The 19,106-nt window shown below is 67.5% G+C and carries 21 protein-coding genes and 1 riboswitch; of the genes, 13 read left to right on the top strand and 8 right to left on the bottom strand.

Annotated features, from left to right (window positions below; genetic code table 11):
* Window positions 1-129: 129 nt before the first annotated feature.
* Both ATO6_RS04285 and ade read right to left on the bottom strand, forming a co-directional pair.
* On the bottom strand, window positions 130-450 hold the full coding sequence (locus ATO6_RS04285) for a hypothetical protein (protein ID WP_141101929.1): 321 nt from the start codon (window positions 448-450) through the stop codon (window positions 130-132).
* Window positions 451-540: 90 nt separating this feature from the next.
* Complete coding sequence (gene ade / locus ATO6_RS04280; protein WP_088622674.1) at window positions 541-2,241, bottom strand: adenine deaminase; 1,701 nt, start codon at window positions 2,239-2,241, stop codon at window positions 541-543.
* Between the two features lie 125 nt (window positions 2,242-2,366).
* Between ade and aroQ the strand changes: the two genes are divergently transcribed.
* Window positions 2,367-2,807 (top strand): type II 3-dehydroquinate dehydratase, encoded by a 441-nt coding sequence (aroQ, locus tag ATO6_RS04275; RefSeq protein ID WP_088622673.1) that lies wholly within the window; start codon window positions 2,367-2,369, stop codon window positions 2,805-2,807.
* On the top strand, window positions 2,804-4,222 hold the full coding sequence (locus ATO6_RS04270) for a hypothetical protein (protein ID WP_088622672.1): 1,419 nt from the start codon (window positions 2,804-2,806) through the stop codon (window positions 4,220-4,222). The genes aroQ and ATO6_RS04270 overlap by 4 nt, the downstream gene beginning before the upstream one ends.
* A 3-nt stretch (window positions 4,223-4,225) precedes the next feature.
* On the opposite strand, the gene ATO6_RS04265 is transcribed toward ATO6_RS04270, so the two are convergent.
* On the bottom strand, window positions 4,226-4,660 hold the full coding sequence (locus ATO6_RS04265; protein ID WP_088622671.1) for a MarR family winged helix-turn-helix transcriptional regulator: 435 nt from the start codon (window positions 4,658-4,660) through the stop codon (window positions 4,226-4,228).
* Window positions 4,661-4,751: 91 nt separating this feature from the next.
* On the opposite strand from ATO6_RS04265, the gene ATO6_RS04260 reads away from it, so the two are divergent.
* Genes ATO6_RS04260 through maiA form a run of 3 tightly spaced genes read left to right on the top strand, consistent with a single transcriptional unit; the run spans window position 4,752 to window position 7,104 of the window.
* On the top strand, window positions 4,752-5,780 hold the full coding sequence (locus tag ATO6_RS04260; protein ID WP_088622670.1) for a cupin domain-containing protein: 1,029 nt from the start codon (window positions 4,752-4,754) through the stop codon (window positions 5,778-5,780).
* Entirely contained in the window at window positions 5,777-6,469 is a 693-nt protein-coding gene (locus tag ATO6_RS04255; RefSeq protein ID WP_088622669.1) for a fumarylacetoacetate hydrolase family protein, read from the top strand. The genes ATO6_RS04260 and ATO6_RS04255 overlap by 4 nt, the downstream gene beginning before the upstream one ends.
* A complete protein-coding gene (gene maiA / locus ATO6_RS04250; RefSeq protein ID WP_088622668.1) occupies window positions 6,466-7,104 on the top strand; it encodes a maleylacetoacetate isomerase in 639 nt (212 codons plus the stop codon). Before ATO6_RS04255 ends, maiA begins: the two co-directional genes overlap by 4 nt.
* Before the next feature lie 132 nt (window positions 7,105-7,236).
* On the opposite strand, the gene ATO6_RS04245 is transcribed toward maiA, so the two are convergent.
* Window positions 7,237-7,626 (bottom strand): PaaI family thioesterase, encoded by a 390-nt coding sequence (locus tag ATO6_RS04245; protein ID WP_088622667.1) that lies wholly within the window; start codon window positions 7,624-7,626, stop codon window positions 7,237-7,239.
* Between the two features lie 92 nt (window positions 7,627-7,718).
* Between ATO6_RS04245 and ATO6_RS04240 the strand changes: the two genes are divergently transcribed.
* The gene (locus ATO6_RS04240) at window positions 7,719-8,114 is read left to right on the top strand and encodes a thioesterase family protein (protein WP_176440819.1); all 396 of its coding nucleotides are present in this window, start codon (window positions 7,719-7,721) and stop codon (window positions 8,112-8,114) included.
* Between the two features lie 7 nt (window positions 8,115-8,121).
* On the opposite strand, the gene ATO6_RS04235 is transcribed toward ATO6_RS04240, so the two are convergent.
* The 3 genes from ATO6_RS04235 to ATO6_RS04225 all read right to left on the bottom strand — a co-directional run bounded on the left by ATO6_RS04235 (window position 8,122) and on the right by ATO6_RS04225 (window position 11,237).
* A complete protein-coding gene (locus tag ATO6_RS04235; RefSeq protein ID WP_088622665.1) occupies window positions 8,122-8,739 on the bottom strand; it encodes a VOC family protein in 618 nt (205 codons plus the stop codon).
* Between the two features lies 1 nt (window position 8,740).
* On the bottom strand, window positions 8,741-9,934 hold the full coding sequence (locus ATO6_RS04230; protein ID WP_088622664.1) for a 3-hydroxybenzoate 6-monooxygenase: 1,194 nt from the start codon (window positions 9,932-9,934) through the stop codon (window positions 8,741-8,743).
* A 127-nt stretch (window positions 9,935-10,061) separates the two neighbouring features.
* Window positions 10,062-11,237: a MalY/PatB family protein gene (locus ATO6_RS04225; RefSeq protein ID WP_088622663.1), complete on the bottom strand. Its 1,176-nt coding sequence runs from the start codon at window positions 11,235-11,237 to the stop codon at window positions 10,062-10,064.
* 98 nt (window positions 11,238-11,335) lie between these two features.
* On the opposite strand from ATO6_RS04225, the gene def (ATO6_RS04220) reads away from it, so the two are divergent.
* From def (ATO6_RS04220) to thiQ, 7 genes are all read left to right on the top strand, one after another.
* Complete coding sequence (gene def, locus ATO6_RS04220; RefSeq protein ID WP_088622662.1) at window positions 11,336-11,848, top strand: peptide deformylase; 513 nt, start codon at window positions 11,336-11,338, stop codon at window positions 11,846-11,848.
* 3 nt (window positions 11,849-11,851) lie between these two features.
* Window positions 11,852-12,346, top strand: coding sequence for a peptide deformylase (gene def / locus ATO6_RS04215; RefSeq protein ID WP_088622661.1), 495 nt, complete (start codon window positions 11,852-11,854; stop codon window positions 12,344-12,346).
* Between the two features lie 3 nt (window positions 12,347-12,349).
* The gene (gene fmt, locus ATO6_RS04210; protein ID WP_088622660.1) at window positions 12,350-13,255 is read left to right on the top strand and encodes a methionyl-tRNA formyltransferase; all 906 of its coding nucleotides are present in this window, start codon (window positions 12,350-12,352) and stop codon (window positions 13,253-13,255) included.
* A gap of 137 nt (window positions 13,256-13,392) precedes the next feature.
* Entirely contained in the window at window positions 13,393-14,751 is a 1,359-nt protein-coding gene (locus ATO6_RS04205; RefSeq protein WP_088623404.1) for a dicarboxylate/amino acid:cation symporter, read from the top strand.
* Window positions 14,752-14,900: 149 nt separating this feature from the next.
* Window positions 14,901-15,003, top strand: a riboswitch (TPP riboswitch).
* Between the two features lie 37 nt (window positions 15,004-15,040).
* Complete coding sequence (gene thiB, locus ATO6_RS04200; protein WP_176440818.1) at window positions 15,041-16,018, top strand: thiamine ABC transporter substrate binding subunit; 978 nt, start codon at window positions 15,041-15,043, stop codon at window positions 16,016-16,018.
* Window positions 15,994-17,541: a thiamine/thiamine pyrophosphate ABC transporter permease ThiP gene (locus ATO6_RS04195; RefSeq protein ID WP_088622658.1), complete on the top strand. Its 1,548-nt coding sequence runs from the start codon at window positions 15,994-15,996 to the stop codon at window positions 17,539-17,541. The genes thiB and ATO6_RS04195 overlap by 25 nt, the downstream gene beginning before the upstream one ends.
* A complete protein-coding gene (thiQ, locus tag ATO6_RS04190) occupies window positions 17,528-18,220 on the top strand; it encodes a thiamine ABC transporter ATP-binding protein (protein WP_088622657.1) in 693 nt (230 codons plus the stop codon). Before ATO6_RS04195 ends, thiQ begins: the two co-directional genes overlap by 14 nt.
* A gap of 90 nt (window positions 18,221-18,310) precedes the next feature.
* On the opposite strand, the gene ATO6_RS04185 is transcribed toward thiQ, so the two are convergent.
* Window positions 18,311-19,099, bottom strand: coding sequence for a cytochrome c1 (locus tag ATO6_RS04185; protein ID WP_088622656.1), 789 nt, complete (start codon window positions 19,097-19,099; stop codon window positions 18,311-18,313).
* Window positions 19,100-19,106: the final 7 nt, after the last annotated feature.

Here is a 19,106-nt window from a genome sequence, read left to right as displayed (position 1 = left end):
GAAACAAATCGGGGGGACAGGTCGAACGGGCGCGCTGGAAACGCGCGCGACCTCCCCCCGGCGCGCGCCAAACTAGGCAAGCGTCGGGGAGAGGTCAATGCGTGGAATTATGTTCCGATTAGCGGAAAATCACAACTCCCAGAGGCTCTGCTGTTTCGGTTCCACGGCCTCGCTGTTCGCGGGCAGCGGCCCGCAGCGCACGCCGCGTCCGTTCTCGTCGTTCTGGTAGGATCCGCACAGCTTCAGGTCGCCGGACGCGCGGTCCAGGACGATGACGCTGATGAACGGGTCGCCGGTCGGGGCGGACAGCCGGTCGTCGCGGTCCGAGATGCCGGGGGCGCCTGCGATCCCGATCTCGGATTTGGTGATGAAGCCGGACTGCGCCTGTGCGGCGGTCCCGGCCAGTGTCAGCGCGGTCACCGCGCATAGGGTCGTTCGAAGCATGGTCACTCTCGTGCCTCCTTTGGTCTTCTGTCAGAGCTTATACGCCTGAAAGATCAGGAAGTTGCGTGACAACTCCGTTCATGCTGCGTGAGCGGATCACGAGATGATCTCGAACTTCACCACGTCGACCATGCCCCGGTCCGTGATCTTGAGCGCCGGGATCACCGGCAGCGCAAGGAAGGCCAGTTGCAGGAACGGCTCGGCCAACGTGACCCCCAGCCGCTTGGCGGCCGCGCGCAGTTCCACGAGGTCGGCATGGACCGCCTCGAAGGGCGAAAGGCTCATCAGCCCGGCCACCGGCAGCGGCAGTTCCGCGATGACCTTGCCGTCGTCCACCACGACGAACCCGCCCTCGATCTGCCCCAGCCGGTTCGCCGCCAGCGCCATGTCGTCGTAGTCGATGCCGACCACCGCGATGTTGTGATGGTCGTGGCAGACGGTCGAGGCGATGGCCCCCCGTTTCAGCCCGAACCCCTTCACGAAGCCGGTGGCGATGTTCCCGTTCTTGCCGTGCCGCTCCACCACCGCGATCTTGACGAGGTCGCGCGCCGGGTCGGGGCGCTTGTCGCCGTCCTCGATCGCGATCTCCTCCTTCAGATGCTCGGTGATGATCTTGCCGTCGAGGATGCCGATGACGTCCGTCTCCTCCCGGTTCGCGGTCGTGCGGAAGTCGTCGCCGTCCAACACCGGCGCCTTGACCGACCCGCGCCCGACCGGCGGCGTGACAGGGCGAACGGCAAAGGCCGCATCCTCCAGCACCACACCGCCCGCCAGCACCATCTCGGCCCGGCAATCGGCCAGATCAGAGAGCACCACGATATCCGCCCGCTTGCCCGGCGCGATCTGGCCCCGGTCCTTCAGCCCGAACGCCTCGGCCGCCGACAGGCTGGCCGCGCGGTAGACGGCGAGCGTGGGACAGCCCAGCCGGATCAGCTCGCGGATCATGTAGTCCAGATGCCCGTGCTCGGCGATATCCAGCGGATTTCGGTCGTCCGTGCACAGGCACATGTAGGCACTGGTGATGTCGGTCAGCAGCGGCTGCAAGGCATGCAGGTCCTTCGACACCGAGCCTTCGCGGATCAGCACCCGCATCCCCTTGCGGAGCTTTTCGCGCGCCTCCTCGGCGGTCGTGGCCTCGTGCTCGGTCCGGATACCGGCGGCGATATAGGCGTTCAGGTCGCGCCCGCTCAGCTGCGGGGCATGTCCGTCGATATGCCGGCCGCGAAATGCCTCCAGCTTTTCCATGCAACCGGGATCCTGAAAGATCACGCCGGGATAGTTCATGAACTCGGCCAGCCCGATCACCTTGGGATGGTCCGCCAGCGGGATCAGATCGGTGGCCCCGATCTCGGCTCCAGCCGTTTCCATGTGGCTCGACGGTACGCAGGACGACAGGTTCACACGGATGTCGATCAGGGTCTCCTGCGCGGCGGCGAGGAAATACTCGATCCCCGGCACCCCGATCACGTTCGCGATCTCGTGCGGGTCGCAGATCACCGTCGTCACGCCCCGCGGCCCGACGCAACGGTCGAACTCATGCGGCGTCACCAGCGAGCTTTCGATGTGCAGATGCGTGTCTATGAAGCCCGGAACCAGCGTTTTCCCGGTGACGTCGATCACCTGCCGCCCCTCGTATCCGGCCCCGATCCCCACCACGGTGTCGCCGCAGATCGCCACGTCGCCCGCGACCAGATCGCCCGTCACCACGTCCAGAACCTGCCCGCCCTTCAGCACCAGATCCGCCGGCGCATCGCCGCGCCCCTGAGAAATGAGATCGGACAGCGCTGGAATGCTCATGCAATCACCCGGTTCTGTAAGAGGTCCGGTCACAGGTGACCGCAAAGCGCCCGGACTGTCCAGATCGGGCATTGCAGACCCGCCGGTCGCATGGCAGCGTCGCGCCAAACGCGACAGGCGAACCGATGACACAGACGATCCTGATCCTGAACGGGCCCAACCTGAACCTTCTCGGACAGAGACAACCGGACATCTACGGATCCGAAACGCTGGCCGACATCGAGGCCGACTGCCGCAGGCTGGCCGAGACGTTCGGCTACACCATCGCCGCCCTGCAATCGAACCACGAAGGCGAACTGGTCGACTGGATCCACGATGCGCGGGGCAAAACGGCGGGGATCGTCATCAATCCCGGCGCCTATTCGCACACGTCCGTCGCGATCCTCGACGCGCTGAACGCCTACGAGTCGCCGGTGATCGAGGTGCATATCTCGAACGTGCACAAGCGCGAAAGCTTCCGTCACCATTCCTACGTCTCGCAGCGGGCGGACGGGATCATCGTCGGGTGCGGCACCAACGGCTATCAGCTCGCCGTGCGCCACCTCGCCACGATCCTGGCTTCATGAGCGGCACGACGGGGCCGCGCCCGCTCGACATCGCGATCCTCGGGCCCGGCATCCTGCTGCTTTGGCTGCTTGTCACGGTGAACCACTGGGGCGGCGCCACATGGGCGATACAGGCGGCGGGGATCCTGTTTCCCTTCCTGATCGCCGTTCAGGCGCTGAAGGTCCGCAAGGGGCGGCTGATGTTCGTGGCCGTCGGACTGGCCCTGATCGTGCTGGCCATCGCCACCCGCGACGACTGGATCATGCAGGTCCGCGCGGCCTTCGAACGCTCGGCCTTCATCATGGCCTATTTCGCCGCCCTCGCCACGCTGCAGCATGCCGCCGACACCTCGCCCTCGATCGCCCGCTGCGGCCTGTTCCTCGCCCACCAGCCGCCCGGCCGCCGCTACCTCGCCCTGACCGCCGGCGCGCATATGTTCGCGGTCCCGCTGAACTACGGCGCCATCGCGCTGCTCGGCTCGCTCTCGACCGCCAGCGCCGCCGACGAACCGGACGAGGTGGTGCGCAACCACCGAGTCCGACGGATGCTGCTGGCCATCCAGCGCGGCTTTTCCGGCATGCTGACGTGGTCGCCGCTGGCCTTCGCCGTCGTGATCGCCACCGTCCTGCTGCCTGACCTGGTCTGGGCGCGGGCCGTGCCCTATGCGCTGATCACCTCGGGCCTGATGATCGGCATCGGCTGGGCGCTCGACACGATCTTCAAGCCGCGGATCCCCGGCCGCCCCACCATGGTCGCCACAAGCGATTACGGCACATGGGCCACGATCCTGCCGCTGCTGTCCCTTCTGGTCGTCCTGATGGGCACCGCAATCGGCTTGCACGAAGCCACCGGCATGCGCGTGACATCGATCATCCTCGTGATCGTGCCGCTGATCGCCGTCGGCTGGTTCGCGATACAGGGCCCCGCCGGAACCCGCGCGGGCTACCTCGGCCAGCGAACCTCGAAGCTCGTCCGCGACGACCTTCCCGGCTTCCGCGAGGAATTCCTGCTGATGGGGATGGCGGGCTTCATCGGCGCGCTCGGCGCGACGCTGCTGACCCCGCTGGTGCAATCCACCGGCCTGACCCTCGACCGCCTGCCCGCCTGGGCGGCGCTGGTGGCGCTGGTCTGGCTTGTCCCGCTCGGCGGCCAGCTCGGGATGAGCCCGCTGCTCGCCACCACCCTGATGTTCCCGATCATCCCGCATCCCGAGGTGATCGGCGTCTCTTCCACCGCCGTCTTCGTCGCGCTGACCGGCGGCTGGACGCTCGGCGCGATCAGTTCGCCCTTCGCGGCCCCGACCCTGCTGCTTGCCCGGTTCGGCAGCGTCCCGCCACGCCATGTCAGCTGGCGATGGAACGGCGCCTACACGATCCTGTCGGGCCTCGCGATCTCGGCCTACGTCTCGGCCATCGCCATCTTTGGGCTGGCTTAGAGCCTATTCCGCCCCGGCAACCCGCCGCAGCTGCGCCATGAACGTCGCCCGCTCCGCCTCTGGCAGGGGGGCGAGGATCTGTTCCTGAACCGTCTCGACCAGCGGTCGTGCCCGCGCCAGCAGCGCCTGCCCCTCCGGCGTGAGCGACAGCACCCGTGCCCGCCTGTCCGTCTGGCTGACCGCGCGGGCGATGACGCCACGCGCGACCAGCCGGTCCACGACTCCGCCGATGGTCGCCCGGTCGTAGGAAATCGTCGCCGCCAGTGTCGCCTGGTCCATCCCCGGTGCATGGGCCAGCGCGGAAAGCGCCGCGAACTGCACCGGGGTCAGCCGCATGTCCGTCTCGGCCATCGCCTCGCCGAACAGCGCGGTGGCCTGCTGCTGCAGTCTGCGGATCAGGTGCCCCGGCATCGCCAGAATGTCCGGCCCTTCTGTCATCGCGTCCTCCCCGCTTGCGACACTGCCCCTCAGGATAATATGTATACTTACCAAAGAACCGATGCCAACCGAGTCGAAGGGGAGGAGACCAATGGCAGATCTTGGCACGCTCGAAGAGCTTCCGCAGGACTATCGCGACGACATGACCGCCGCAGGGGTCGCCCCGCTCTGGCCCATGATGCGCAACGTGCTGCCGCATGGCCAGCCGAAACCCGTCACGAAACCGGGCCACTGGGCCTATGACGCCGTCCGCCCGCTGCTGCTGCGCGCCGGCGAGCTGACCCCGGTGGAAAAGGCCGAACGCCGCGTACTGGTCCTGTCGGACCCCGGCCGTGGCCCCGGCGCGATGTGCGCCACGCCGTCGATCTACCTCGGGATGCAGCTGCTGCTGCCGGGCGAAACTGCGCCCGCCCACGTCCACACGCCATCCGCCACCCGCATCATCGTCGAAGGCAAGGGCGGCTACACCGTCGTTGACGGAGAGAAACTGCCGATGGAGGAAGGCGACCTCGTCCTGACCCCCGGCGGCGACTGGCACGATCACGGGCACGAGGGCGACGAACCGGTCGTCTGGCTCGACGCGCTCGACCTGCCGCTCTTCGTCTATCTCGAAGGGTCCTACGCGATCGAAGGCCCGCTTCAGGCGCAACGGAATCGTCCCGACGCCAGCCAGGTCGAATACCTCTCCGCCGGGCTCGTGCCGTCGCGCCTGCGCGGCGCGCCGCGCAAATACCCGATGACCCGCTTTCCCTGGGCCCGGACCGAGGCGGCGCTGCGCCAGATGGCGGCCTATGGCGACGGGTTGCCTGAGCTTGACTACGTGAACCCCGAAACCGGGCAGGACGTGCTGCCGACCATGGGCTTCACCGCGATGATGATCCCGGCGGGCGCGACCGACCGGCCGCCGGTCCGCTCCACCTCCGCCGCCTTCCATGTCGTCAGGGGGCGCGGCACGACCACCGTCAACGGCGAAAAGATCGCCTGGGGGCCCAAGGACACCTTTACCGCGCCGGTGTTTTCCGAGATCACCCATCAGGCGGAGGAGGAGTCCTTCCTCGTCCGGATCCACGACCGCCCGCTTCAGGAGAAGCTGGGCTATTACGAGGAACGCGCCCGATGAGCCTTTTCGACCTGCCCCCGATCCCCGACGTGCCCGTGAAGGGCGAAACCGAAGGCTACCCGGTCCGCCGCATCTTCTGCGTCGGCCGCAACTACGCCGCCCATGCCGCCGAGATGGGCAACGAGGTCGACCGAGAGGCGCCGTTCTACTTCACCAAGTCGCCCGCCCACCTCGTCCTGACCGGCGCGACCCTGCCCTTCCCGCCGGGGACCGAGGATTACCATCACGAGATGGAATTCGTCGTCGCCCTCGGCGCGCCGCTCTTCCGCTGCTCGGCGGACGAAGGCATGGCGGCGGTCTACGGCTATGCCTGCGGCCTCGACATGACCCGCCGCGACCTGCAGGGCCAGGCCAAGGACAAGCGCCGCCCCTGGGATCTCGGCAAGGACGTCGAGGGCGCGGCGGTGATCGGCGAGATCACCAAGGCGGCCGAGTTCGGCACGGTGTCGGACCAGTCCATCACGCTCGCGGTCAACGGCGAGATGAAGCAGGACGCGACGCTGGCGGAACTGATCCACGACGTGCCCGCCGTGCTCGTCCACCTGTCGCGCTACTATCACCTCGGACCGGGCGACCTGATCTACACCGGCACGCCGGCGGGCGTCGGCGCGGTGCAGCCCGGCGCGGTCCTGCATGGCGAGGTCGCGGGCCTCGGCCCGGTCGACCTGACCCTCGGCGACCCGGAATGAAACTGATCGGGCGATCCGGCTCCTCGGCCAGCTACCGGGTGCGGATCGCCCTCGCGCTCAAGGGCGCGGGCGACCGCGTCGCGATCGAGCACATCACGGAAGGCGCGCAATACGACGATGCCTTCCGCGCTCTCAATCCCCAGATGCGCCTGCCCTGCCTCGTCACGGAGGACGGCGTGATCGTCCAGTCGATGGCGATCCTCGAATATCTGGACGAGGTCTTCCCCGACCCGCCGCTCCTGCCCGGCTCCGCACTCGACCGCGCCCGGTCCCGCGCCATCGCGCAGATCGTGGTGGCCGACATCCATCCCCTGCAGAACACCGGCGCCCTCCGCGTCCTCGGCACCGACTTCGGCCTCGGCGCAGAGGCGCAGCAGGACTGGGCCCGCCACTGGATCCGCCGCGGCCTCGCCGCCTGCGAGGAGCTGCTCACCACGCACCCGACAGGCCCTTTCGCCACCGGCGACACACCCGGCATGGCCGACATCTGCCTGATCCCCCAGATGCGCAACGCGGCACGCTTCGGCGTCGACATCTCCGACCTCACCCGCCTCGCCGCGATCGCCGCAGCCGCCGCCGAACACCCGGCCTTCATCGCCGCCCATCCCGACAACAACCCCAACCCCGACGACTGACAGTCCCGCCCGCGCCGGTCCCCCCTGCTTCTTCTGGTCAGAAATACTTCGGGGGAGTCGCGGCCCGCAGGGACGCGGCGGGGGCAGCGCCCCCATCACGACCCGGCCACGCGCACCGAGGCCCGACTGTCGTCACTCCGACGGCATATGGCTGGTCGTCACCTCGACCATCACCTTGCCGTCCGGCCGGATCACCTCGGTCCGCACCACCGACAGCCGCCGCCCCTTCTTGACGTAGCGCGCCCGGCCGGTGATGACCCCTTCGCGCAGGTTGGTGAACAGCCGCGCGTTCAGATCGACGGCCAGCGGAAATCCCTTCATCCCCGCACTCGCGCTGGCCTCGCCCAGCACCAGCCGGGTGGCCATGACGTCGGCGAACCAGATCATCGCCCCGGCATGCACGGTGCCAAAGGGGTTCATGATCCCCTTCTGCACCTCCATCTCGCCGCTCGCCGTGTCCTCCCCCAGTCCGTCATACCGGATGGTGTAGCGGATATTGCCCTCGAATACCGTATCTGCCATGCGCACTCCTCCTGCTCGCGCCAGAAGGCCACGGCACCGTCCGGCTTGCAATCCGGGACATGCGTGAAAGGATGGTGGCAAAGGAGACACCCATGCCCGGCACCGAAACCCTGCGCACCTATGTCCAGACCTGGCACTGCGACGAGATGGGGCACATGAACGTCCGTCACTACCTTGGCATGTTCGATGACGCGGCCTTCGTCCTCATCGCCATGATCGGCCATGTGACCGACGACACCTACGGCTGGGCCGACGTCCAGCACACCCTGCGCTACCTGCAGGAAACCCCGCGCGGCACCGCGATCGTCGTGACCTCGGAACTGGTCAAACTGGGCGGCAAATCCATGACAGTCCTGCACAGGATGACCGACGCCGCCACCGGCGACGTGCTGGCCGAAGCCGAAACCGTGACCGTCTACTTCGACCTCAAGGCCCGCAAGGCCGCCCCGATCCCCGACCACTTCCGCGAGGCGCTTCAGGCACTCTGATCAGGCTCTATTCCAGCCATTTCTCGCCATCCGGCGTCGACAGCAGCGCCCGCAGCCCCGGCGCTGGTCCCTGACCCACGACGACCCTCGGATCGTCGATCACGCCCTCCAGCATACCGGCCAGCCGCTCCGGCTCCGGATGCGCGATCTCCAGCCGCAGCAGGTCCAGCCCGGCCCCCGCCATCCGCGTCGGCGGCAGCGCATCGGCCTGCCATTCCAGCACGCTCGGAAACGCCCCGCCCTCGGGCAGCGACCCGTCCTCGGGCACCGTCAGCAGCCACCGCAGATCGCCCCGCGTCACCGGGATCGCCGGTCCGCAGGCCGCCGGAAGACGCGGGTGCAGCGCCGCCATGTCATCCGTCCGCACCACCCAGTGCGCCAGCCGGGGCGCGGCGGGGGGCGTGTCCAGCCCGAACCATCGCGCACGCGACGGCGCGGGCGCGTCCGGATCGACCGAGATCACCTCGAGAAATGAGGCCTCGCCAAGCCTGACCAGGTGGTTGTGGGTCCCCATCAGCGGATGCGATCCGCCCGGCGGGGGGCGCACACCGATCATCCGCTCCACATGGTCGAGACCGGCCGTGAGGCCGGATGAGACCACCACGATATGATCCAGCACAGCCATCCTACACCGCCGCCGACGTCAGCCCGGTCGAGCCGTAAATCCAGTCCAGCACCTCGTACCACTCCTCCGGCGACTTCGCCCCCATGATCTGGTTCCTCAGCGCCGCATGCACCCCCGCCGGATGATAGATATGCTCGCCGATCTGGCGCGAGGTCAGCTGCACCCGCGCGGTCCTGAGCCGCCGTTTCGACGCATAGTCCGCCAGCGCAGTCTCCGTGTCCGCCGTCTTCCCCAGTTCCGCGGAAAGGCAGACGGCATCCTCCATCGCCATGCAGGCGCCCTGCGCCATGTACTGCATCATCGGATGCGCCGCGTCCCCCAGCAGGGCCACGCGCCCGTCCACCCAGTCCATCACCGGATCACGATCGCACAGCACCCAGAGCCGCCAGTCCTTGCCCTTCTCGATCACCTGCCGCGCCACCGGCGCGACATGCTCGAACCCGCGCCGCACCTCGTCATGGCTGACCGGCTGGCCCGCCACCGGCTCCGGCGCGTCATTGTGATAGGTGACGACGAGGTTGAACACCTTCCACCCCGACAGCGGGTAATGGACGATATGGCACTTCGGCCCCGCCCAGAGCGTCGCCGCGTTCCATCGCAGGTCCTCGGGCATCTCCTCGGTCGGGATCACCGAGCGATACGTCGTATGGCCAGACACCCGCGGCGCGCCATCGCCCACGACCTTCTTGCGGATGTTCGACCACAGCCCGTCCGCCCCGATCAGCGCCGCCCCGGTGACACGCGACCCGTCGGCGAGGATCGCCGTGACCGACCCGCCGTCCTGTTCGTAATCCACCACCTCGGACGAGGTCCGCAGATCCACCAGATCGCTCTCACGGCAGGCCCTCAGGAACACGCCGTGCAGATCGCCGCGATGCACCACCGCGTAGGGATTGCCGAACCGCGCGCGAAAGTCGTCGCCCAGCGGGATGCGACAGATCTCGTCGCCCGCGATCGCATCCATCAGGCGCAGGTTCTCGATATAAACCGCCATCGCCCGCGCCGCCTCGCCCACGCCGAGGTAGTCGAAGGCGTGGAACGCGTTCGGCCCGAGCTGGATGCCCGCCCCGATCTCGCCGAGCGCGGGGGCCTTTTCCAGCACGATGGACCGGCGACCGTGCCGGGCCAGTCCCATAGCGGCGGCCAGCCCGCCGATTCCGCCGCCGGCGATCAGAATAGGTGTGTCGGATGCCATGCGTGTCTCCTCCTCCGCACAGATAGGATGTATACTTACTATCCTGCACCCGATCAATCGCGCAGATGCGAAAGGGGCCGCGTCATATCCGACGCGGCCCCCTGTTCGCCTTCCGCAATGCGCGCGATTACTGAAGGTCGGAAAACGCCTTCTGCAGCCGCTCGACCGCTTCCTCGACCCGGCTGCGCGGGGTGGCGAGGTTGAAGCGGTTCCAGCTCTCGCCGCCATGCCCGAAGGCCGGGCCCTGGTTCACGGCGATCTTCGCCTCGTCCGCGATCCGGCGCATCATCTCGTCGCGGTCCATCCCGGTGCCCGAGAAGTCGACCCAGGCCAGGTAGGTCCCCTCCAGCGGCATCGAGGTGACACCGGGGATCCCGGCCAGCCCGGCGTCGAAAACTTCGACGTTTCCTCCGATATAGGCACACAATTCATCGACCCACTGCGCCCCTTCCGGCGAATAGACCGCAGGCACCATGTGCTTGGCAAAGGCATTGGGCGACAGGCCGAGCCCGGCCATCGTTTGCCCGAACGCCTCGCGCAGCGCCGGGTCGTCCACGATGACATTGCCGTTGTGCATCCCGGCCAGGTTGAAGGTCTTGGTCGGCGCCATCATCATCACCGTCCGCGCCCGAGCCTCCGGCGCGGCGACCGAGAACGGCACGTGCTTGTGACCCGGCAGGACGATGTCGCAGTGGATTTCATCCGAGACGACGATCAGGTCGTGCTTCTCGGCAAAGGCCGCCAGCGCCTTCTGTTCCTCCGCGCTCCAGACGCGGCCGCCGGGGTTGTGGGGCGAGCAGAAGATGATCATCTTCTCGCGCCCGGTCATCTGCGACTCGTAGGCGTCGAAATCCATCTCGTAGCGCCCGTTGTGCTGGACCAGTTCCAGTTGCACGATCTCGCGCCCCGCCGCTTCGATGATGCGGTGGAAGGCGTGGTAGACTGGGGTGAACAGGATCACGCCGTCGCCCGGCTTGGTCCATGTGTGCATCGCCAGCGCGGCGCCGTTCACCAGACCGTGGGTCGAAAAGATCGCCTCGTCCTCAGCGATCTCGTAACCGTGCCGCGTCCTGGCCCACCATTTGATCGAGTCGAGATAGGCCCGGTCATCCCCGAAATAGCCGAAGATCCCGTGATCGGCATATTTGCGGACCGCGTCGATCACCGCCTGCGGCGGGCGGAAGTCCATATCGGCCACCCACATCGGGATGCCGTCGTCGGGGGACACGCCGGAATACTCCTGCATCTTGTCCCATTTGCTCGAGTGCGTACCCCTACGCTCGATAATCTCGTCAAAGTTCATTTTTTCTTCCTCAGCAATCCGGACGGACGCTAGTCCTTTGCACACCGGCTGCAAGGGGGCCGTTGCGTAGCCTGCATGCTTCGCCTAAATCAACCTGCATGAAGCGTCCGATCCTCATTCATCCCGACCTGCGCCTGAAAAAGGTGGCAGAGCCCGTCGCAGACATCAGCGACGAGCTGCGCAAGCTTGCGGATGACATGCTGGAAACCATGTACGACGCGCCGGGCATCGGTCTGGCCGCGCCGCAGGTCGGCATAAACAGCCGCCTGATCGTGATGGACTGCGTCAAGGAAGGCACGCCCAAGCCCTACGTGATGTTCAACCCGCGGGTCATCGCCCGGTCCGAGGAAAAGAACGTCTACGAGGAAGGCTGCCTGTCGATCCCCGAGCAATACGGCGAGGTCACTCGCCCGGCCGAGGTCGACGTTCAGTGGATCGACCGGGACGGCAAGGAGCATGTCGAGGCGTTCGACAAGCTCTGGGCGACCTGCGTCCAGCACGAGATCGACCATCTCGATGGCAAGCTGTTCATCGACTATCTCAGCCCGATGAAGCGGCAGATGATCACCCGCAAGATGCAGAAGCTCAAGCGCGAGCGGGCGCGGGTCTGACCCGTGGCGGTCCGTCCGATCCTGCGCTGGCCCGACCGGCGGCTGCGCACGCCTGCCGCCGACGTTGAAGCGGTGACGGACGAGGTCCGCGCAGTCTGGACCGACATGATCGACACGATGGAGGCGATGCCGGGCGTCGGACTGGCCGCCGTGCAGATCGGCGTGATGCAGCGTCTGGCCGTCGTGGATGCCTCGGACAAACGCGGGCAGGCTGTGCGGATGGCGAACCCCGAGGTCCTGCACGCCAGCATCGAACCGCGCGACCATGACGAGGCCAGCCCCTGCCTTCCCGGCGTTTCGGCAAAGATCGCCCGGCCCCGCGCGGTGACGGTGCGCTTTCTGAACGAAAGCGGAGAGATCGAGGAGCGGGACTTCGTCGGGCTCTGGGCCACCAGCGTCCAGCACCAGATCGACCACCTTGCCGGACGGATGTATTTCGACCGGCTGAGCAAGGTGAAGCGCGACATGCTGCTGCGCCGCGCGAAAAAGGGGGGCTGAGCCATGCGGATCGTCTTCATGGGGACGCCGGATTTCTCCGTCCCGGTGCTGGATGCGCTGGTCGATGCGGGGCACGAGATCGCCGCCGTCTACTGCCAGCCGCCCCGCCCCGCAGGTCGCGGCAAGAAGGACAGGCCGACGCCGGTCCATGCACGGGCCGAGGCGCTCGGGCTGACGGTCCGCCATCCGGTGTCGCTGAAAAAAGAGCCTGAACAGGCGGAATTCGCCGCCCTCGGGGCCGAGATCGCGGTGGTGGTCGCCTATGGGCTGATCCTGCCGCAGGCGATCCTCGACGCGCCAACGCGCGGCTGCCTGAACATCCACGCCTCGCTGCTGCCCCGCTGGCGCGGCGCCGCGCCGATCCACCGGGCGATCATGGCGGGCGATGCGGAAACCGGCATCTGCATCATGCAGATGGAGGCCGGGCTGGACACCGGACCCGTCCTGCTGCGCGAGGAGACCGAGATCGGGGCCGAGGAGACGACCGGCGAACTGCACGACCGGCTGGCCGTCATGGGCGCAGGGCTGATCGTCCAGGCGCTGGCCCGGATCGACATGCTGATCCCCGAGGCGCAGCCCGAAGAGGGCGTCACCTACGCCCACAAGATCGACAAGGCCGAGGCGCGGATCGACTGGACGAAACCCGCCGCCGAGGTCGACCGGCTGATCCGCGGCCTGTCGCCGTTTCCGGGCGCATGGTGCGAGGTCGGGGGCGAGCGGCTGAAGCTGCTCGGCAGCCATCTCGCATCCGGCAACGGCACCGCCGGGACCACGCTGGACGATGCGCTGACCGTGGCCTGCGGCGACGGCGCGCTGCGGATCACCCGACTTCAACGGGCCGGAAAAGGCCCGCAGGACGGTGAGTCGTTTCTGCGCGGGATGCCGGTTCCGGCCGGAACACGGCTCTGAACCCGCCCGCGATCCGGCGGAATTGCCCTATTAATCAATCTTAAACACCGCTTTTGCGCGGATGAGCCTCGCTTCGATTAGGCGATCCGGGGCTTTCGTGTCACGCTTCCGTCATCCAACCGGAGATGGAGGCGTACATGACCGCTGCAACCACAACCCCACCGTCCGGCGGCAAGATGTCCCTGACGGTGAAAGTTCTGATCGGCATGGGGGCCGGACTTGTCCTCGGCGTGATCTTCAACCTGATCGATTCCGAATTCATCAACACGCATATCGTCGGCGGCCTGTTCGCGATGATCGGCAAGATGTTCGTCAACGCGCTCAAGATGCTGGTCGTGCCGCTGGTGTTCTTCTCGCTCATCACCGGGGTCACCGGGATCGGCGACATTCGCGTGCTGGGCCGGGTCGGCGGCAAGAGCTTTGGGCTCTATATCGCGACCACCGCCGTGGCGATCGGCGTTGCGATCATCCTCGCCACCATTATCGGGCCCGGCAAGGGCTTCAACATGGAAGGCGTCGACACCTCGGGCGTCACCGGCAAGGACGCGCCGTCGGTCTGGGATGTCTTCGCGGGCATCGTGCCGACCAATCCGGTTCAGGCCTTTGCCAGCGGCGAGATGCTGCAGATCATCTTCTATACCATCGTTCTGGGCGTCGCGGTGCTGATGCTGGGCGGCAAGTCCAAGCCGTTCGTCGAGGGCTGCGAATACATGAACGAGGTGATGATGAAGGTCGTCACCATCGTCATGGCCTTTGCCCCCATCGGGGTGTTCTGCCTGATCGCCAAAACCTTTACCGAGCAGGGGATCGACCTGTTCATCCCGGTGATCGCCTATGTCGTGACGCTGGTGCTGGCGCTGTTCCTGCACCTGTTCGGGACGCTGATGCTGATGCTCAAGGTGCTGTCCGGGCTGAACCCGATCACCTTCATGAAGAAGATGCGCCCGGCGCAGATCTTCGCCTTCTCGACCGCCTCGTCCAACGCGACGATCCCGGTCACCCTGCGCTGCGTGACGCAGCGGGTCGGGGTCGACAACTCGGTCGCGTCCTTCTGCGTGCCCTTCGGCGCGACGATCAACATGGACGGCACCGCGATCATGCAGGGCGTGGCGACCGTGTTCCTCGCCAACGTCTATGGCATCGACCTCGGACTGGGCGGCTACATCACCGTGATCGCGATGGCGGTTCTGGCGTCGATCGGGACGGCGGGCGTGCCGGGCGTCGGCCTCGTCATGCTGACCATGGTGCTGGGTCAGGTCGGGCTGCCGATCGAGGGGATCGCGATCATCCTCGGCGTCGACCGTCTGATGGACATGATCCGGACGGCGGTGAACATCACCGGCGACGCGGTCGTGTCGACCATCGTGGCCAAGGGCGAGGGCAAGATCGACATGGCGGTCTTCGACGACCCGGATGCGGGGATCCTGACCGATGACGACCTCGGCATCGACGAGGCGGCCGAGAAGGACCTGGCCGCCTATGCCAAACCGCACTGAGGCCTATGGGGCGGCGGGGGGCCAGCCCCCCGTCGCGGCCTGAAGGCCGCGACTCCCCCCGGCATATTTCGGGCAAGATGAAGCAGGGGGCCGTTTCGCGGCCCCTTTCGTTTGCGCCCTTGCCGGGGGTGGCGGGCCGCACTAGGGTCTGCATCACCTCGGGGTGCCCGGCTGCGGGCTGAGATGCGATGACGCGAACCCGTTGAACCTGAACCGGTTAGAACCGGCGGAGGGAAGGCTGTTCCGAAGGCACCCGCCCCGATCCGCCCGATGCGACATGGAGGATGCCTTGAGACATCTTGCACTTGCCACGGGATTTATGTTCGCCACGCAGGCCGTGGCGCAGACGCCCGTTTTGACGATCTACACCTACGACAGCTTCAACACCGAATGGGGCCCCGGCCCGGTGGTGGAAAAGGCGTTCGAGGAAACCTGCGGCTGCGACCTGCAGTTCGTCGCCGCCGGGGACGGCGCCGCGCTGTTGTCGCGGCTGCGGCTGGAAGGCGCGCGGTCCGAGGCGGACATCGTCCTGGGGCTGGATACCTCGCTGATCGCCAAGGCCGCGGAGAGCGGGTTGTTCGCACCGCATGGCGTGTCCGTCGACATGGACCTGCCGGTGGCGTGGGAGGATCCGCTGTTTCTGCCGTTCGACTGGGGCTGGTTCGCCTTCGTCGGCAACGTCGACGGGCCGATGCCCGCGAATTTCGAGGAGCTGGGCGCGGGGAACGCCAGCGTGGTGATACAGGATCCGCGCAGCTCGACCCCCGGCCTGGGGCTGCTGATGTGGGTCAAGGCGGCCTATGGCGACCGCGCGCCGGAAATCTGGCAGGCGCTGGCGGACAACATCGTCACCGTGACGCCCGGCTGGTCCGAAGCCTATGGCATGTTCCTGGAAGGCGAGGCGGACCTCGTGCTGTCCTATACCACCTCGCCCGCCTATCACCTGATCGCCGAAGGCGACAGTTCCAAGCAGGCGCTGGCCTTTGACGAGGGGCACTACCTGCAGGTCGAGGTGGCAGGCAAGCTCGCCTCCACCGATCAGCCGGAACTGGCGGATGCGTTCCTGCAGTTCATGATGACCGACGCGTTCCAGGCGGCGATTCCGACGACGAACTGGATGTATCCGGCCGTCACCCCCGCGGGCGGCCTGCCCGACGGGTACGATTACATGATCCGGCCGAAGACTTCGCTGTTGCTGCCGGCGGACGAGGCCGAAGCCATGCGCGGTCCGGCGCTGGACGAATGGCGGCAGGCCCTGTCGCGCTGAGCCGGGGCCTGCCCGGCCGCGCGGCGGCATGGGCCGTCATCGCATTTCTCGTTCTGCCTCTGGCGGCCGTGCTGACGGCAGCGGGGGGCAGCGGGCGGATCGCGGCGGCGGATTGGGCGGCGATCCGGTTCACGGTGGTGCAGGCGTCGCTCTCGGCGTTGTTTTCGACCGCTCTGGCCATTCCGGTGGCGCGCGCGTTGTCGCGGCGGCGGTTTCCGGGGCGCGGCATCTACATCGCGCTGATGGGGGCACCGTTCATCCTGCCGGTGATCGTCGCAGTGCTGGGCCTGATCGCCGTGCTGGGACGCGGCGGATGGGTGAACGGGCTGCTTGGCCAGATGGGGATCCCGCCGGTGTCGGTCTACGGGCTGCACGGGGTGGTCCTGGGGAACGTGTTCTTCAACCTGCCGCTGGCCACGCGGCTGATCCTGCAGGGCTGGGGTCGCATTCCCGCCGAACGGTTCCGGCTGGCAGCACAGCTGGACGCCCGGCCGCGTGACGTGTTCCGCCTGCTGGAGGCGCCGATGCTGGCGCGGGTGGTGCCGGGGGTGCTGGCGGTGATCTTTGCCATCTGCCTGTCCAGCTTCGCCATCGCGCTGACGCTGGGCGGCGGACCGAAGGCGACGTCGGTCGAGCTGGCGATCTTCCAGTCCTTCACCTTCGAATTCGACCTCGGGCGGGCGGCGATGCTGGCCATTGTGCAGTTCCTGCTGGTTGCCGCCGCCGGGCTGGCGGCGCTGCGACTGACCCCGCGTGCGATCTCGGGCGCGGGGTTCGACCGGCCCGTGGCACGCTGGGACACCGGCGGCGCGGGGATGCGGCTGGCCGATGCGGGGTGGATGCTCGTCGCCGCACTGTTCCTGCTGGGGCCGATGGCGGCGATCGTGTCACGCGGGATCGGAGGGCTGGCTCGGATGCCCGTGGCGGTGTGGCAGGCGGCGGCGACCTCGGTGGTCATCGCGCTGCTGGCGACGGGGCTGACGCTGCTGCTGACGCTGGCGCTGGCCAGCGCACGGCGGAACTGGGTCGAGGTGGCGGGGCTGGCGCCGCTGGCGGCCTCGCCGCTGGTTCTGGGGACCGGGTTGTTCGTGCTGATCAACCCATGGGACCGGCCCGGCGACTGGGCCTTTGTCGTGACGCTGGTGGTGAACGCGGTCATGGCACTGCCCTATGCGCTGCGGGTGGTCGGTCCGGCGGTGAGCGAGGCCGAGGCGTCCTATGGCCGTCTGGCCGACAGCCTTGGCCTGACGGGCCTGGCGCGGCTGCGCTGGCTGATCCTGCCGCGCTGCCGGGGGACGATCGGCTTTGCGGGCGGGATCGCGGCGGCGCTGTCGATGGGGGATCTCGGGGTGATCGCCCTGTTCGCCGATCCGGAGCGGGCGACCCTGCCGCTGATGGTCTGGCGGCTGATGGGGGCCTACCAGATGGAGGCCGCGGCGGGCGCGGCGCTTCTGTTGCTGTCGCTGAGTTTCGCGCTGTTCGCGCTGTTCGATTTCGGGGGGCGCTGGCGTGCTGAGACTTGAGGGGCTGACTCTGGTGCAGGGCGACTTTCGCCTGCGCGCGGACTGGACGGTCCCTGCCGGCACGCGCGTGGCGCTGATCGGGCCGTCCGGCGCCGGCAAGTCGACGCTGCTGAACGGGATCGCGGGATTTCTTGCGCCGCAGTCCGGCCGGGTGACGTGGGACGGGCGGGACATCGGCGGGCTTGCCCCCGGCAGACGGCCGATCGCCATGCTGTTCCAGGATGGCAACCTGTTTCCGCACCTGAGCGTCGCGCGGAATGTCGGGCTGGGGATCCGGCCTGACCTGCGCCTGTCGGCCCAGCAAAAGGCGCAGGTGGCCGAGGCGATCCGCCGTGTCGGGCTTGAGGGGATGGACGCGCGCCGCCCTGCGGAACTGTCAGGCGGGCAGCAGAGCCGCGCGGCTCTGGCGCGGGTGCTGGTGCAGCGCAGGCCGCTGCTGCTGCTGGACGAACCTTTCGCAGCGCTTGGGCCGGCGCTGCGGGCCGAGATGCTGTCTCTGGTCGACGGTCTGTGTCGCGAAACCGGGGCGACGCTGCTGATGGTCAGCCACGCGCCCGAGGATGCCCGGCGGATCGCCGACAGCGTCGTGCTGGTGGACGAAGGTATCGCGGAGGCGCCGGTGGCCACGGCTGAGGCGTTCGACGACCCGTCGGACCGGATGCGCCGCTACCTCGGCTGAGGCCCTCATCACGCCTTACGGCATGTCTCGGAGTTCACAAACGAAAACCCCGCCCGGATGGGCGGGGTTTTACGTGAAACGCCTTTGGCCTCAGGCCTTCAGCTTTTTCTTGTGCGGTGCCCAGAGCGCCTTGTTCGTCAGGTAGAGCAGCGAGGTCAGGATGATGAGGAACACCACGGCTGCAAAACCGGCGTGCTTGCGCGCCATCATCTTCGGTTCGGCTGCCCACATCAGGAAGGCTGCGACATCCTCAGCCTCGTGGTGCAGTTCGTTCGAATGCTCGTCCGCGAACTCCACGTCTTCGCCGGCCAGCGGCGGCGCCATCGCGATCCAGCCGCCGGGGAACGCCTTGTTCTCGTAGAACGTCGTGCCGGCCTGTTCGCGCGTCTCGCCGGTGTAACCGGTCAGGATCGACACGATGTACTCGGGCCCGCCGATGCCGTTCACGAACTGGTTGATCCCGGTGCCGTAGGGCCCGTGGAACCCGGCGCGCGCCTTGGCCATCAGGCTGAGGTCGGGCGCGTTGGCAAGGTTGGAGCCGGGGAAGTGATCGTTCGGCGTGGCCGGACGGGTGTCGTCCAGCTCCGGGTCGAACACTTCGAAGTTGCCGGCATAGGCGCGGATCTGATCCTCGGGCATGTGCGGCCCGCCCTCGTCCGAGAGGGTGCGGATCGGCACGTAGCGCAGGCCGTGGCAGGCCGAGCAGACCTCGGTGTAGATCTGCAGGCCACGCTGAAGCTGGTTCTGGTCGAAGGCGCCGAACGGGCCTTCGAACGAGAAGTCGACATCGTGGACGTGGCCTTCGGCACCCGCCGCGAAGGCGGAGCCAGCACCGAGCACCAGAGCCGCGGCAGCCGAGAGGGTGAAACGTTTGATCATTGTCATT

It is taken from the genome of Oceanicola sp. 22II-s10i (assembly GCF_002210105.1).
Taxonomy (GTDB): Bacteria; Pseudomonadota; Alphaproteobacteria; order Rhodobacterales; family Rhodobacteraceae; genus Pseudooceanicola.
The sequence above is the reverse complement of the archived record's forward strand: the minus strand, read 5'-3'. Positions and strand labels throughout refer to the sequence as shown.